The organism is Paenibacillus pini JCM 16418 (genome assembly GCF_000576305.1).
Lineage (GTDB): Bacteria > Bacillota > Bacilli > Paenibacillales > Paenibacillaceae > Paenibacillus_AQ > Paenibacillus_AQ pini.
Map to the genome: position 1 here is coordinate 35809 of NZ_BAVZ01000003.1, position 14307 is coordinate 50115.

At 41.8% G+C, this 14307-nt stretch carries 14 protein-coding genes and 2 pseudogenes; 13 read left to right on the forward strand and 3 right to left on the reverse strand.

Annotation, left to right across the window (positions count from 1 at the left end; all coding sequences use genetic code 11):
* Window positions 1-65: 65 nt before the first annotated feature.
* The 4 genes and pseudogenes from JCM16418_RS05810 (at window position 66) to JCM16418_RS05825 (ending at window position 2472) form a co-directional block, all read left to right on the forward strand.
* Window positions 66-413 carry a PadR family transcriptional regulator gene (locus JCM16418_RS05810; protein ID WP_036646952.1) on the forward strand — a complete coding sequence of 116 codons (348 nt, stop codon included), beginning with the start codon at window positions 66-68 and terminating at the stop codon, window positions 411-413.
* Window positions 410-748: a DUF1048 domain-containing protein gene (locus tag JCM16418_RS05815; RefSeq protein ID WP_036646953.1), complete on the forward strand. Its 339-nt coding sequence runs from the start codon at window positions 410-412 to the stop codon at window positions 746-748. The genes JCM16418_RS05810 and JCM16418_RS05815 overlap by 4 nt, the downstream gene beginning before the upstream one ends.
* A 213-nt stretch (window positions 749-961) precedes the next feature.
* A complete protein-coding gene (locus JCM16418_RS05820) occupies window positions 962-1723 on the forward strand; it encodes an ABC transporter ATP-binding protein (RefSeq protein WP_036646954.1) in 762 nt (253 codons plus the stop codon).
* Window positions 1724-2472 (forward strand): annotated as a pseudogene (locus JCM16418_RS05825) (ABC transporter permease).
* Window positions 2473-2562: 90 nt separating this feature from the next.
* Here JCM16418_RS05825 and JCM16418_RS05830 read toward each other — a convergent pair.
* On the reverse strand, window positions 2563-3318 hold the full coding sequence (locus JCM16418_RS05830; RefSeq protein ID WP_036646955.1) for a YheC/YheD family protein: 756 nt from the start codon (window positions 3316-3318) through the stop codon (window positions 2563-2565).
* A gap of 762 nt (window positions 3319-4080) precedes the next feature.
* Here JCM16418_RS05830 and JCM16418_RS05835 point away from each other — a divergent pair.
* The 9 genes and pseudogenes from JCM16418_RS05835 (at window position 4081) to JCM16418_RS05865 (ending at window position 12431) form a co-directional block, all read left to right on the forward strand.
* Window positions 4081-5163: a GNAT family N-acetyltransferase gene (locus tag JCM16418_RS05835; protein ID WP_306304756.1), complete on the forward strand. Its 1083-nt coding sequence runs from the start codon at window positions 4081-4083 to the stop codon at window positions 5161-5163.
* A 109-nt stretch (window positions 5164-5272) separates the two neighbouring features.
* A complete protein-coding gene (gene map / locus JCM16418_RS05840) occupies window positions 5273-6019 on the forward strand; it encodes a type I methionyl aminopeptidase (protein WP_036646956.1) in 747 nt (248 codons plus the stop codon).
* A gap of 249 nt (window positions 6020-6268) precedes the next feature.
* Entirely contained in the window at window positions 6269-6691 is a 423-nt protein-coding gene (locus tag JCM16418_RS25635; RefSeq protein ID WP_242403727.1) for an aminoglycoside phosphotransferase/kinase family protein, read from the forward strand.
* 20 nt (window positions 6692-6711) lie between these two features.
* The gene (locus JCM16418_RS25640) at window positions 6712-7122 is read left to right on the forward strand and encodes a hypothetical protein (protein WP_242403728.1); all 411 of its coding nucleotides are present in this window, start codon (window positions 6712-6714) and stop codon (window positions 7120-7122) included.
* A 394-nt stretch (window positions 7123-7516) separates the two neighbouring features.
* Window positions 7517-9808, forward strand: a pseudogene (locus JCM16418_RS05850) (preprotein translocase subunit SecA).
* Window positions 9809-9991: 183 nt separating this feature from the next.
* A complete protein-coding gene (locus JCM16418_RS05855; protein WP_036646957.1) occupies window positions 9992-10201 on the forward strand; it encodes a hypothetical protein in 210 nt (69 codons plus the stop codon).
* 453 nt (window positions 10202-10654) lie between these two features.
* Window positions 10655-10819 carry a hypothetical protein gene (locus JCM16418_RS24880; RefSeq protein ID WP_156327209.1) on the forward strand — a complete coding sequence of 55 codons (165 nt, stop codon included), beginning with the start codon at window positions 10655-10657 and terminating at the stop codon, window positions 10817-10819.
* Between the two features lie 176 nt (window positions 10820-10995).
* Window positions 10996-11373, forward strand: a complete 378-nt coding sequence (locus JCM16418_RS05860; RefSeq protein WP_036646958.1) for an ArsR/SmtB family transcription factor — start codon at window positions 10996-10998, stop codon at window positions 11371-11373.
* Window positions 11374-11432: 59 nt separating this feature from the next.
* A complete protein-coding gene (locus tag JCM16418_RS05865; protein ID WP_036646959.1) occupies window positions 11433-12431 on the forward strand; it encodes an NADP-dependent oxidoreductase in 999 nt (332 codons plus the stop codon).
* A gap of 227 nt (window positions 12432-12658) precedes the next feature.
* Here JCM16418_RS05865 and JCM16418_RS05870 read toward each other — a convergent pair whose 3' ends face one another.
* Window positions 12659-13333 carry an MBL fold metallo-hydrolase gene (locus tag JCM16418_RS05870; protein ID WP_036646960.1) on the reverse strand — a complete coding sequence of 225 codons (675 nt, stop codon included), beginning with the start codon at window positions 13331-13333 and terminating at the stop codon, window positions 12659-12661.
* A gap of 16 nt (window positions 13334-13349) precedes the next feature.
* On the reverse strand, window positions 13350-14111 hold the full coding sequence (locus JCM16418_RS05875; RefSeq protein ID WP_052020073.1) for a 4'-phosphopantetheinyl transferase family protein: 762 nt from the start codon (window positions 14109-14111) through the stop codon (window positions 13350-13352).
* Between the last annotated feature and the right edge of the window lie 196 nt (window positions 14112-14307).

Here is a 14307-nt window from a genome sequence, read left to right on the forward strand (position 1 = left end):
ATTATGTTGTACTGAATATAAGTCAGACTAATTAGAGGAGGGACGAAATAAAGGAGGCGCTAAACATGGAAAATTTAACTGAAATGCTGAAGGGATCGCTGGAAGGCTGTGTACTGGAAATCATCAGCCGTCATGAAACCTATGGATACGAGATTACCCGACGATTGAACGATCTAGGCTTTACCGAAGTCGTGGAAGGGACTGTCTACACTATTCTCGTGCGATTAGAAAAGAAAAAACTGGTGAACATCGAAAAGAAACCGTCAGATATGGGGCCGCCCCGCAAATTTTACTCACTAAATGAGGATGGTCGTCAGGAACTTAAATGCTTTTGGGAAAAATGGGATTTTGTATCATCGAAAATCAACGTCTTGAAATCAAGCTTTATAAAAGAAGGAGGAACAATAACATGATGGAAATGTTCAAAAAAATGATTGGTGATAAAAAAGAGTACAAAATGATGATGGCACGGGTTGAAGCCCTGCCAGAGGACTACGAGTTCGTATTTAAAAAAATTCAAAACTACATGTGGAATTTTGCGAGCGGCAATGGGATGGATATGCTGCACCTTCAATATGAATTAATAGAATTGTTCGAAGCCGGTGCGGCGGAAGGCAGACAAGTGCTGGAAATCACCGGGGACGACGTGGCGTACTTCGCCGACGAATTAGTCGCAAACGCAAAAACCTATGTCGTCAAGTATCGTGAAGATTTGAATCAGAGTATTTTGAACCGATTTAAAAAATAAATTCAATAGATCATATCGACTGATTAGCTGGTTACTAGTGTGAATTGCCGCGTTCGCTATTCAGTTTTATTTTTAATCCAGTACTAAGTAATACTTAATATCAGTAAGACTTAGTACAGGATTAATATGTAATCTAGCTCCGCAAGGTAATCGACCGTAATTAATTTCTGGAGCTTTTGGCCATACTTCCCATTTTATAAGGAGGAAAAAAGGATGAGAAATGCAGCGATTTCTGTAAAAGGATTAAAAAAATCCTTTAAGGACAAGGGGGTATTAAAGGGAGTGGATTTTGAGGTGCGTCGTGGCGAAATATTCGCCCTGCTCGGCTCAAATGGTGCGGGTAAGACGACGACGGTCAACATTCTATCGACGCTGATGAAGCCCGATGGCGGCGAAGTTAGTATTTGCGGCTTTGACGTGAAGCGTCAACCGGATCATGTTCGCCAGAGCATCAGCCTGACAGGTCAATTCGCTGCTTTAGATGGTATGCTCACCGGGCGGGAAAATCTGATAATGATCGCTAAGCTACGGGGAGTTTCCAATCCCTCTCAAGTCGCCGACAATCTGCTTGCAAAATTTAGTCTGACAGATGCGGCCAACCGCCGAGCAGACAAATATTCCGGTGGTATGAAGCGTCGGATTGACATCGCCATGAGCCTGATCGGGACGCCAGCAGTTATTTTTCTCGACGAACCGACGACAGGGCTTGACCCCGAAGCCCGGATTGAAGTCTGGGATACCGTCAAGGAGCTTGCCGGCAGCGGAACGACCATTTTTCTGACAACCCAGTATCTGGAGGAAGCCGAACAACTGGCGGACCGTATCGCCATCCTGCATGGCGGAAAAATCATCACGACCGGTACCCTCACCGAACTCAAAGAAATGTTCCCGCCAGCGAAAGTGGAATACATTGAGAAGCAGCCCACTTTAGAGGAAATTTTCCTCGCGATCATCGGCAAAAAGGAGGCGATGTAAATGAAAAGCAAAACAGGGATATTACTAGGGCGTTTAATGCGCAACATCATGCGCAGCCAGATACGATTATTACGGTGGCGATTACGCCGATTATGATGTTGCTGCTGTTTGTCTACGTATTTGGCGGTGCCATAGAGACAGGAACGGACAGCTATGTCAATTATTTATTGCCGGGAATCTTGCTGATGGCTATCGCATCCGGCGTCGCTTACACTTCCGTGCGGCTGTTTACAGATGTAAAGAGCGGTCTGATGTCGCGTTTCATTACCATGCCCATCAAGCGCTCGTCGATATTGTGGGCTCACGTGTTGACCTCCCTTGTTTCCAATGCGCTTACTCTCTTGGTGGTTATTCTCGTTGCTCTCTTGATGGGCTTCCGTTCCAGCGCAGACATCCTAGATTGGCTCGCGGTAGCGGGGATACTTGGGCTGTTTACGCTGGCGCTGACATGGCTGGCTGTCATTCCCGGATTAACAGCTAGCTCGATGGAAGGGGCGACAGCGTACTCTTACCCACTGATTTTCCTGCCGTTTATTAGTTCGGCCTTTGTCCCCACTGAAACTATGCCTAAAATTGTCCGTGCTTTCGCTGAGAACCAGCCCGTAACGTCAATCGTGAATGCGATTCGTGCCCTCTTGTATGAAGGATCTGTTGGCAACGATATCTGGATCGCGCTTGCCTGGTGTGTCGGCATCATGGTCCTCGCTTACTTCTTCGCCAGTAAAGCTTTTAAACGTCAGTTAGGGTAAATAAACCATCACAGGAGCATTAGATAGAATACCTGAATAAAAGAAGAGCGCCCGCAGGCGTTGTGGGAGTTCTTTTTCTTAGATTTTTGGTTATTTAAATCGTCCATAATGCTTCCCATAAGACAGAATTTTATTATATAAGCTCTTATCTATGGATGCTTTGAGGGGGTATATTTGCGGACGCGTGTTCACTTCAAGAATCCAAGGTTTACCCTTTGAATCGACAGCCACATCCAAGCCGAGTTCATGAAATCCTTTGTAATGACGGTCAAAGTTTTTACCAACGGCAACGCCAAGTCTTTTGAGTTCCAGTTCCAGCTGTGAGGTGAAGGTAGAACTAAAATTGGCACCGTGCATCGTCTTGCTGAATGTTCCTATGGTGCCGCCTTGATTATAATTGGTAGCTACTTTGTTAGGGTTGCCGACTTTGGTGAACAGGGCTGTGCTGACCCAATCTCCCTGTCTGGTTTTCTGGACCATAACCCGGATATCGAATGGCTTAGCATTGCTTTTGGCTAATTGAATTCCTTTTTGCAACAGATAAGATCTGCTCCCAGCAAAGCGATTCAGATCACGGTACAATTGAGCAGTGGTAGAGTATGACGTTTTAGTTGTATTCAGCTGGCTTTGATAGCCGCTGTCTATTTTGCGTATACGGATAATGTTTTTTCCGCCTGATCCATCGGTTGGCTTAAAGAAGACACTGGTATAGTCATTCAGCATAGCGGACAGATTTTTTTGATTAAACGGTAATGTGTGCGGTACGTATTTTTGAAAATAGGTATCTTTAAGCAACCATTGGGTTTTCTTCCATTTATTCTTGATGGTGCTACTTTTATATTTCATTCTTCAGTGAACCCCCTCTTTTTTTGTTTAGCATATGCCGAAAAGTAGAACGAGTCTCCATGATGGCCTTGAACCAAGATACGAGCCTGTGACCATTTTTTGCCAAAAAAAATAAGAAGATAAGGTATGCTGCCGTGAATACCTATATAAGAGAAGTGATAGATGTCTAATGACACAAAATAAAACTAAACCTAAACGAACCGTTAATTTTCGAGAACGGAACCACTGTCAAGCTAACGGGCAGGAAAGTGCGGTAACTGTCTTGTATAATTGGAGTGAGAAATTTAATAGAAGGGAACACGATATGGAGATAAACAATAAGGTAGAAAGTAAGACTAGGCACATTAAGAGTTAAATTACCATTAAGCTAAAGCGACACGATAGTCGAATAATACATATTGTTGAGCAGGCTATCGCAGCCTGCTTATTTTATTAAGGTGACGTCAAAAAAGTTTATTCTCTTTCTGAACCCTTTTCCCCGCGAGAGCGAATTAAGGATTGTAACATATTAGGGTGGGGCCCCATGAATAATAAAGAGTTACATCATGGCTACCTCGTTATTTTCACTGCTAGAATTATTCTCAATCTGTTCGCAAATAATATTATTTAAAAATAAGGGAGCATAATCACATGCATCGTAAGAAAAATTTAAAAATGCAGAAAGTAGATTTATCACATTTAGAACAATATAGTCAGCTTTTACGTTATGTATTTCAAGTCACTAATAATGATCTTCACAAATATGGTTAGAAAGAAAACGAAATTCTTAATGAAAAGTCACCTGTCTTACAACAAGCAGATGTAATTGGATGGTTCGATGGAGAAAAACTGATTTCTCAAGTATCAACATATCCATTTGAGGTACGGATATTTAACCAAACGTATGCTATGGGCGGGGTTACAGGTGTGGGTACTTTCCCTGAATATTCTGGTCAAGGCTTAATGAATAAACTGCTGCTGCAAGCACTCACCAATATGCGTGAAAAAAAACAATCCATTTCTTACTTGTATCCATATTCCATACCGTATTATCGCCGTAAAGGGTGGGAGATTATTTCGGATAAAATCGTGTTCGAAGTTCAAGATTATCAATTACCCAAAAGCAAACCCGTTCCTGGTGATGTGGCACGTGTAGATCCTGAAAGCAATGATGTGAAGATGGCTTATGAACGCTTCTCCATGCAAACACATGGAGCCATGTTACGGAAAGAACTCGCATGGAGCGAGTATTGGCGGTGGGATTCAGATGATTTAACGGCAGCCGTTTATTATGGTGAAGATGGTCAGCCCGATGGTTACATTTTATATTGGATCGAAGAAGAAGTATTTCACGTCAAAGACATGATCTTTGTTCATGAAGAGGCAAGAAGTGGACTTTGGAATTTTATTAGTGCGCATTTTTCAATGATATCCAAAGTGGTTGGCAATATTCATACAGATGAACAGCTTGCATTTTTGCTGGAAGATGCTGATATTAAGGAAACCATTTCCCCTTACTTTATGGCACGGATCGTGGACATTGAGCAATTTATTTCAAAATATCCGTTTAAACCTTCAACCATACAAAGAGAATGGACATTTACCTTGCAAGACCCACTGCTGTCTTGGAATCAAGGAATATTCACATTACAAATTGAACCGAACGGATGCGGTAGAGTGATTCGAAGTGATCATCATCGTTGTGAAGATAGCATAAGTATTCAGACCATGACGACAATGTTGCTAGGCTATAAGCGTCCTGATTATTTGCACAAGATTGGTCGCATCAAGTGTAACCCAGAAACACTAGATTTATTAGAAGATGCTATTGAACAGCAGGCCCCTTATTTTTCTGATTATTTTTAATTTTAAATCGTGAAAACCAGATGAAGAGACTGCACAGCAATTGAATATTCTATTTGTGTTAAACTAAATTTAAATTTGTGTGTTACATATAGAAAATGGAGGGGTTATCATGACAACCGGATCACAAAACGATATTGATGGTCTGAAGGAAATTGGAAGAATTGTTGCATTGACGATTAGTGAAATGAAACGTCACACACGTGTAGGAATTACGACAAAGGAACTGGATGATATTGGTGGGCAGTTGTTAAAAAGCCATGGGGCTGTGCCGGCACCTAAGAAAGTTTACAATTTCCCTGGCAACACATGTATTAGTGTTAACCACGAAGTTGCTCACGGAATACCGGGAAATCGAGTCATTCAACCGGGCGATTTAATAAACATCGATGTATCTGCAGAACTAGGGGGCTATTATGCGGATGCGGGACATTCTTTTCCGATACCTCCATACGAGTCATCAATAATGCATCTGTGTCAATACACACATAATACAATGATGAAAGTAATCTCTTCACTTAAGCATGGAGTAAAATTGAACGAAATCGGAAGGATTATTGAAATAGAGGCTAAAAAAGGCGGCTATAATATAATAAAGAATCTGTGTAGCCACGGTATTGGAAAATCTCTACACGAGGCTCCAACTGAGATTCTACCTGTATATAACAAGCACGATAAACGAGTATTGAAAGAGGGCATGGTAATTACAATCGAGCCCTTTTTATCTACAGGTGCAGGTTATGCCGTTGAACAAAGGGATGGATGGACTTTATGTGTACCCGACAATAGCTTTGTGGCACAACATGAACATACTATAATTATTACAAAGAATGAGCCCATCATCACCACGGTAGCATAAAACCATTTGAACAAAAAGAAAGAATGTGCGTCATTATTACACTAACTATGAACGATAATTCAATAATGATATTTGAAGGTAGCCGACTTGTCATCGGTTACCTTTTTTCAATTTATCACCTCTTTCGGGGGGTAGACCAACCTTGAATGTTATTATATTAAAAGTTTCCCTAGAATCGAATGGCATTTTTAGGTAAAATTTGCTTACAGCAGTGAGATATCAATGTTAAACAAGGTGGTTATCAATTAAGTGCAAGATGATTTTTCATTTTTCGGTTTCTTCTATAGTAATTTCAGTATGAAAGTCGTTTCAAAAATTTTGACTGGAGGAGATATTATAAATCATAACGAGGTTGTTCAAATCAGTAATGCATATTTACTTCCATTAGTATCCGAATTGTATGGATTAGAAGGCTATAAAATTAAGCAGATTCCGGCACATGACGGAGGGCGTAATGTCGTTTACAGCTGTGAGAAAGAGGGTGCCGATGCAAAAATACTCAGAATCGCCTTCTTAAATGACAGAAGCCGGGAAGATTTTCTAGGTGAGCTTGAGTATGTCAGGTATTTATTCGAGCATGGCGGTAGTGTCTCGAATGTAGTCAGTTCCCAAAAGGGGAATCTGCTCGAAGAGATAAATCACAATAATTTACTTTTTTGTCTGCCTGTTTGATAAGGCTAGAGGAAAACTGCTTGTGGAAAATCATTATCGGTATCGGGCTGGAGTTCCTATTTCTGAATACTATTATAATTGCGGGAAAGTTCTGGGGAAACGGAATGGACTGGATACAGTCTGAACCAGACGTCGGTAAACGCAAACAGTTTATGGAGGATTATTTTGAAACAGTCCTCGCGGGATACAGATCTGAAACCAGGCTCGATCATACGATGTTGAACACATTGCCCTTGTTTATTCAAGCAAACTTATTGGAGAATATTATAGATGCGTTTGAGGTAATGCGAAACAACGGCGAAGAGCCGGAGTGTGATGAGGAGCTGTCGTATCGTATAAAATGCATCGAAGAAGATATCCTCTATTTTGGATTTTTCCATGAAATATATTCGTGTGAAGAACCTTTTGAGTATGAGAAACGAAATCTTTAATTTTTTCGTAGCATCCTTTGACTAAACTAACGGCGAACGATAGTTAAACTAAGCGAGATCAAACAAAAGGGCCATCTTTTCGGGATGGCCCTAAACTTGTTATTATTTAATAGAAACTGACAAAAAAGTATCCTTATATTATAATTGTTATAAATATCCTTATAGAGGAAAATTATTATACCGTTAATTTAAACATAGTAAGAGAGATTATTACATGGACGAAAAAAGCTATAGATTGTAATTACATACAGGAAAAGATGCCGTGGTTCTGTTATTCCGTATTATTTTGTTATGACGGGTGTATTAACGATTGTGTCTGTTATTTTGCATCAACGGCGTTAAAAGGACGAGTAAGATAGTACAGCTTATTTATACCGAGGAGGGATTAGATCCAATGAATATAGCCGTCAAGTTGATGCAAAAATTAAAAGACCGCGATACTCAGAATAAGCTGAAAGTCTATCAGGAAAAAGCGGAACTTATCAGGAAACGGAATTTGGAAGCATGGGACGATGGGCAGCTTCAAGCGGAATCCCTCCGGTTGCAAAAAGAAGCAAAATCGGGCACGCCTTTGGATGAGTTGCTTGTCGATGCTTATGCGTTAGTCTGTGAGGCAGCGAAGAGAAAGCTCGGATTACAGCCTTACGATGTCCAGATCATGGCTGCCATCGCTCTGCATGAGAGATTTTTGATCGAGCAGCATACTGGTGAAGGAAAAACGCTCTCTGCTGTTATGCCTGCTTATCTAAATGCGCTGACCGGCAAAGGCGTTCATGTGTTGACTTTTAACGATTATTTGGCAAATCGAGATGCGGAGTGGATGGGCCCAATCTATCGTTTCCTCGGGTTAACGGTAAACTCGGTTCAAACGGGCATGAGCCTGTTCGAGAAACAGGAAGCGTACGCCAAGGATATAACCTATGTTACGGTTAAAGAAGCGGGATTCGATTATTTGCGCGACACGATCGCTCTAGATGAAGCCGATACTGTACATCGTCCTTTCCACTTCGTCATCGTTGACGAAGCGGATTCACTTCTTCTCGACGAAGCGCGGGTGCCGCTAGTCATCGCTAGTGAATCAGCCTCTTTCGGCAACGACGGCAATAACGGAAATGACGGCATTTGTTTCGCAGACGTAGCTCGGCAGCTACAGCAAGTAGAGCATTACGACTTCGACGAGTTCCAGCGGAACGTTTACTTGAATGAAGCGGGCTCTGCTAAAGCCGAATCGCTGCTGGGATGCGGCAATTTGTACGAAAACCATAATAGTCATTTACTCATGTCGTTAAATTGCGCGCTGCATGCTGAATTGTTATTGAAAAAAGACGTCGATTATATCGTTCGGGACGGTAATATCGAGCTGATCGATGAATATACAGGCCGTGTAGCGGAGAACAGGAATTTGCCGGACGGGCTGCAAGCTGCGCTTGCAGCCAAAGAAGGGCTTCAGCTCTTAGCTGGCGGGAGAATTCTTGGTACGATCACCCTTCAACATTTCATTAGCCTATATCCAAAGATTTGCGGAATGACGGCTACCGCTCAAACTTCTGCAATGGATTTCGAAGAAATTTATGTGCTGCAGGTCGTGCAAATTCCACCGCACCGCCCAAACATACGGATTGACCATCCGCACAGGATTTATACCCATAAAGAAGCCAAGCTCAAGGCACTTGTAGAAGAAATCTCATCCGTCCATACGAGCGGACGTCCGATTCTCATTGGTACGTCAAGCGTCAAAGAGTCTAACATGCTGGCGGAGGCGCTAGCGGTTGTCAATGTACCTTGCCATGTTCTAAATGCGAAAAACGACGCAAAAGAAGCCGAGATCATCGCGAAAGCGGGAGAAATCAGCGCCGTGACAGTGTCTACGAATATGGCGGGACGAGGCGTCGACATTCGGCTCGGTGGCGGCAATCCTAAGCAAGCAGAAGTCGTCGCCAAGCTGGGCGGTTTATACGTAATTGGTACGCATGTGAATGAAAGCATGCGGATCGACGACCAGCTGCGCGGGCGTTCTGGTCGCCAAGGCGACCCGGGATCTTCTGTATTTTTCGTAAGCTTGGAGGACGAGTTGATGCTTCGGTTCGGCATCAATAAAGCGATCCACAATCTTAGACAGGATGAGGCTCTCGAAGATTCAGTACTCCGCAGCAAAATCGCGCAAATTCAGCGAGTTATTATGGGCCAAAACTTCGATATCCGCCAGGAATTGAACTGTTATTCGGATATGGTGGAGGATCAAAGGCGAATTCTATATGAGGAGCGGCTCAGAATTTTGAAAGGCGAGAAGCCGATGAGCTTCGGAGCAGCGGGTGCGGCTTTTTTATATCGACGAGTTCTGGGCTGACCATCTTGCATATGTTTCTTATCTTCGTGAAGGCATTCATTTGGAGAGTCTTGCTAGTCGCAATCCGATCGACGAATTTCATACGCAAATTACTCATGCATACGAGCAAATATCGGCAAAAATAAATCGTGAGTCGGCAAATATGCTTGTAAGGCTTGAAGGTTCAAATGATCCGGCAATGTGGGAAAAGTTTGGTTTAAAGAGCCCTACTTCGACTCGAACCTATATTATCAATGATCAATACATTCAGAATAAGCGCAACTCATGGACACTACGACTGTATTGGCATATTACCTTCGCAAGTCTTTGAAGCCAATATTCGGGTGGGGAAAATTTTGATAGAGACAAATACGAGCGAACGCTCAATTTTCATACTGCCCTCACAATTTTGAAGCGAAGCATTAACTCCCTGTTGAGTTCGGACAATTAAGAATACATCACAAGGGAGTACAGGCCCGATGGCGATGTATTCTCGGCATAAACATAGCGATAGAAGCCATAATTCTTTGTTTGAGGCTATGTTTGTCTTGCAAAATATGGACAGAGCGGATGGAAGCAGATCAACTCGCATTTGGCGAAATCCAGTTTGAGACTTGGACAAGCAAGTTCGATCTGACTTTGGAAGCAGTGGAGCTGGAAGCTGAAATCGAGAGCTTCAATTGGAATATGCAACGGATGTGTTTCAAGGGGAAACCGTGCAACGCATGGCGGAAAGCTATACCGTACTTGTGAGGGAAATTAAAGGCATGATTGAGAAAGTAAACAAAGAACGGGCCGATTTCAAGCAGCAGAAATGCTGCTTTTTATATTATTGTTTATATAGGGTACGGGGGTAATGTAAAATTAACTTAATATGCAGTAGGGGATATTCGAATTGGAGAATTGAAGATCAGGTCCGGGAATACAGCGAAAGACTCTGCTGAACGAAGCAGCTGTCGAGGACGGAATGTAAGAAACTATCACCAAATTAAATCCATTAAGAAGCGAATGACCATAACTTAACAAAACCATTACAAATTGAAGGTATGAGCTGTCCGCAGTCGGTAAAGTGAATCTTTCAGTCTACACGGTGGATATATCGTACGAGGAGAATGTTGTCACCATCAAGACTATTAAAGAGGCGATTGAAAACCCATGGATACGACGTCGTTTAATCCTCTTATGATGAGATAAGGTGGGTACACAATGTCGACAGTAATGACAACAAAACAGAAGAACAAACATAAGATCTTGCAGCAAAGAGATTTAATGCTGAGTAGTTTAGTTATTTTTGCGCTGAGATTCGGTAATGCTTTCTATATCCATTATGAAACCATGCTACACAAGCCACAATTCCTTTTTCGCTCGTAAAACAACAAAATATAGTACTGCAAAAGTGTCTTGGGAACGGGATTGTATATTCATAACAGAGCTGAACCCTCTTTTATTCGTCTCGATTTACTTTCTCAATGCACTTTTGAAAAATATAAATGTGTTATGATTTGTCCACTTAAAGGATTAAACGTTTAAACCAAGGAGATAAGTCTATGCAAACCACTGTAAATCTTGAACGATTAGCCGAGCAATTCGAAGAATGTCAAGAAGTATTAATGGCCATTGGAGATACTACACGACAATCCATCATTATTACGTTAATCAGCGCTGGTTGTCGAGGAATGCGTGTCGGAGAAATTACGGAGAAAACACATCTTTCCCGACCCGCGGTGTCTCATCATATTAAGATCCTCAAAAATGCGAAAGTCGTAAATGTTAATCGTCAAGGGACAATGAATTATTACTTTTTAGATCCAACAAAAAGCACAATTCGGTTGTTGAAAAGTTTGACTGAACATATTGAAGAATATATGACAGAAGCTTGGGAAGAAGGAAAGGTGAGGAAACAAGAGACTAACGCCTTACAATGACAATAAGATGAATGTGGTTCGGGGCATTTTGAAATAAATTAACGATGAGGAGTATGTACATGAAAGCTATGATCATTCGAAAATATGGACGTGGTCCACTTGAACTGGCGGAGATGCCAATGCCTTCGGTTTTAGAGAAGGATATTTTAGTCGAAATTGTGGCTGCAAGCATTAATCCTGTTGATTTTAAAATTAGAGATGGCAAATTGCGTATGCTCCTTAAATACGATATGCCACTCATCATGGGCAATGATTTCTCTGGGATCGTGACACAAGTCGGCAAAGGGGTCAAGAAATTTAAGGTCGGGGATGAAGTATATGGTCGGGCGAGTAAGCACAGGATTGGCACGTTTGCGGAATATTTGGCTATCGATGAAGATGACGTCGCATTTAAACCAACTAATATATCCTTCGAGGAAGCTGCCTCGATTCCTTTAGTAGGATTGACCTCCTACCAAGCTTTACATGATATTTTACAATTAACTCGCGGTCAGAAAGTGTTAATTCAGGCGGGGGCCGGTGGCATAGGAACGTTTGCAATACAACTGGCCAAAGCTATGGGAGTATACGTTGCCACGACAACAAGCCAAGCGGGGAATGACCTTGTCAAATCACTTGGAGCTGATCAGATCATTGATTATAAGCACGAACAGTTTGATGAGATACTGCAGGGCTATGATGGGGTATACGATACAATTGGAGGGAAGACGCTTGAAAAAGCATTTAAAATCGTTAAACCTGGGGGACAAGTGGTTACGATCTCAGGTTTGCCAAACGCTCGATTTGGACAAGCCTATGGATCTGGATTTATTAAAACCAATTTATTTCGATTGGCAACGCGTAACATAACGAAATTAGAGAAACAATACCATGCGAAGTACCATTTTCTGTTTATGAAAGCCAGCGGTGAACAGCTAGCAATCATCACGGAACTCATTGAATCAGGAAAAATTAAGCCAATTATTGATCGAATCTATTCTTTTGAGGAGGCTCAAGAGGCCTTGAATTATTCAGAGACAGGTAGGGCCAAGGGAAAAGTTATATTGAAAGTTAAATAAGTACGCTAGTTCTACAATTATTGAAGCTGAATGAAGTTCAGGAGCACCAACCTAAGCTTCTCGAGGGATGGGGAGAAGACTTGGAATGGCAGCGGCACTACTTGGTGATCCAAAAATATAGATTTAGATGAACCCGTAACTGACTTGATCCAGTAGGAATTTGCTTTATTCGAACATTTTTACGTGAACGAGCTGAGTCTGGAAACACCGTGTTGCTAATTAGAATTTTAAAAAATTGTAGGGCTGAAGGCTTGGTTTTTTCTCATTCTGAAATTGACAAAATGGTCTCTACTATCGATCAAAAAATAGATATTTGTGTTTAAGAGGTACTCCATGGTTTGGCCGGGGGCTTTCCCAAAGGAATGACCTGGGTAAACTCGTACATGAGGCGGTATCACAGATTTCATTCTCTGGAAGCTGATGAACATGTCGTCAGCTGAGCCGCCTTCCTGATTGCATATTCCGCAGCCTTCCATAAAAACGGTATCTCCGCTAAACAGGCTCTCTTCCAACAGATAACACATTCCTCCTGCCGTATGTCCGGGGGTTAGCAGGCAGGTTATTTTCGTGTTACCAATCTGAATCGTATCATTATCGTTTAATCCAATGAGACGAGGGCAGCTAAAGTGATAATAATCCCGCTCTTTAGCAGCCATGTACACCGTGGCGTTAAATCTTTCGACTAATGGATAAACGAGATTAACATGATCGTAGTGAGAATGCGTTAACAAAATAGCTGTCAAAGTTACCTGCAATTCCGCGAGTTTATTGCAAATTTGATCCAGCTCCCAAGCAGGATCAACTATAAAAGCGCTTTTGCTGAATAGATCCTCAACAATATAGCAATAGTTGCCCCACTGAGATATGGTTCTAACGACGTGCACCTTATAACCACTAGTCATGAAACCCCATCCAATCCTATATAATAAGCATGATCTTGCCAATCCCTTGTTTGATTAGGTTGATGTTCATTTCAATCTCCACATATTTCGGGTATGTTAGGGAATATGCGTAACCCTCCACTACAAACGAAATGGCGGAATATTGGGAGAAATTCGTAAACGAGCTGACCCAACACCCGTCCTTATCCTCTATATCTTTAACCTCCAAAAGTTGTAAAGGAACTGCTAAACCCGTTTTGATTGCTTTAGAAAGGGATTCTTTTAAAGTCCAAATGATGGTGCTGAAGCTTTCGTAGGAACAAGAGAGACGAGTGGCGATTATCTTTTCGGAAGATGTTAACTCGGCTTCAACCGTTCTGGTCAAACTGCTATTGATTTTCTCAATATCGATGCCCAAGATCATTATTTCAGGAAAAGCGATGGCGGCGGCTATATCATTGCAGTGCGTTAGGCTGACCTGAATGCGTTTCGGTGAATCGTGAAGAATTACCGGTTGGTTGAACACTCCATTTTTTACATGAATTTTGGTTAAATCGTTATCGTCCAATAGGGAAGCGATAGCTTTTTTGGCGGCATATCTCCCCAGAAGATAGCTTTTTATCCTTGGCTCGTATTTCAAAGTTTTCAAATAATCGATTTCATCCAGGTGCAGATAAGCATCCAATTTGTCGGCTAGTTCGCTATAAGCAATCTTACAAACATGCATTGAGATGGGATGGAATTCCTTGTGATACTTTATTGTTAAATTAGTGGAAAAATGGTTAGTGCTCTCAAGCATGGCGGTGTTCTCCGAATTTTTAAAGAAGTGTTATTAACTAATACTTCGCCCATTTTACCATAAATGGAACTATAAGGGAACCGATCTTCACTACTAAACTGAGTGCCGCTTTTACAAAATGCTAGGCATGGAGTGTCCTGATTCTCTTTAATTGAATCTCTGATATGTAAAAAAGGGTAATATTGACAGTCATTAG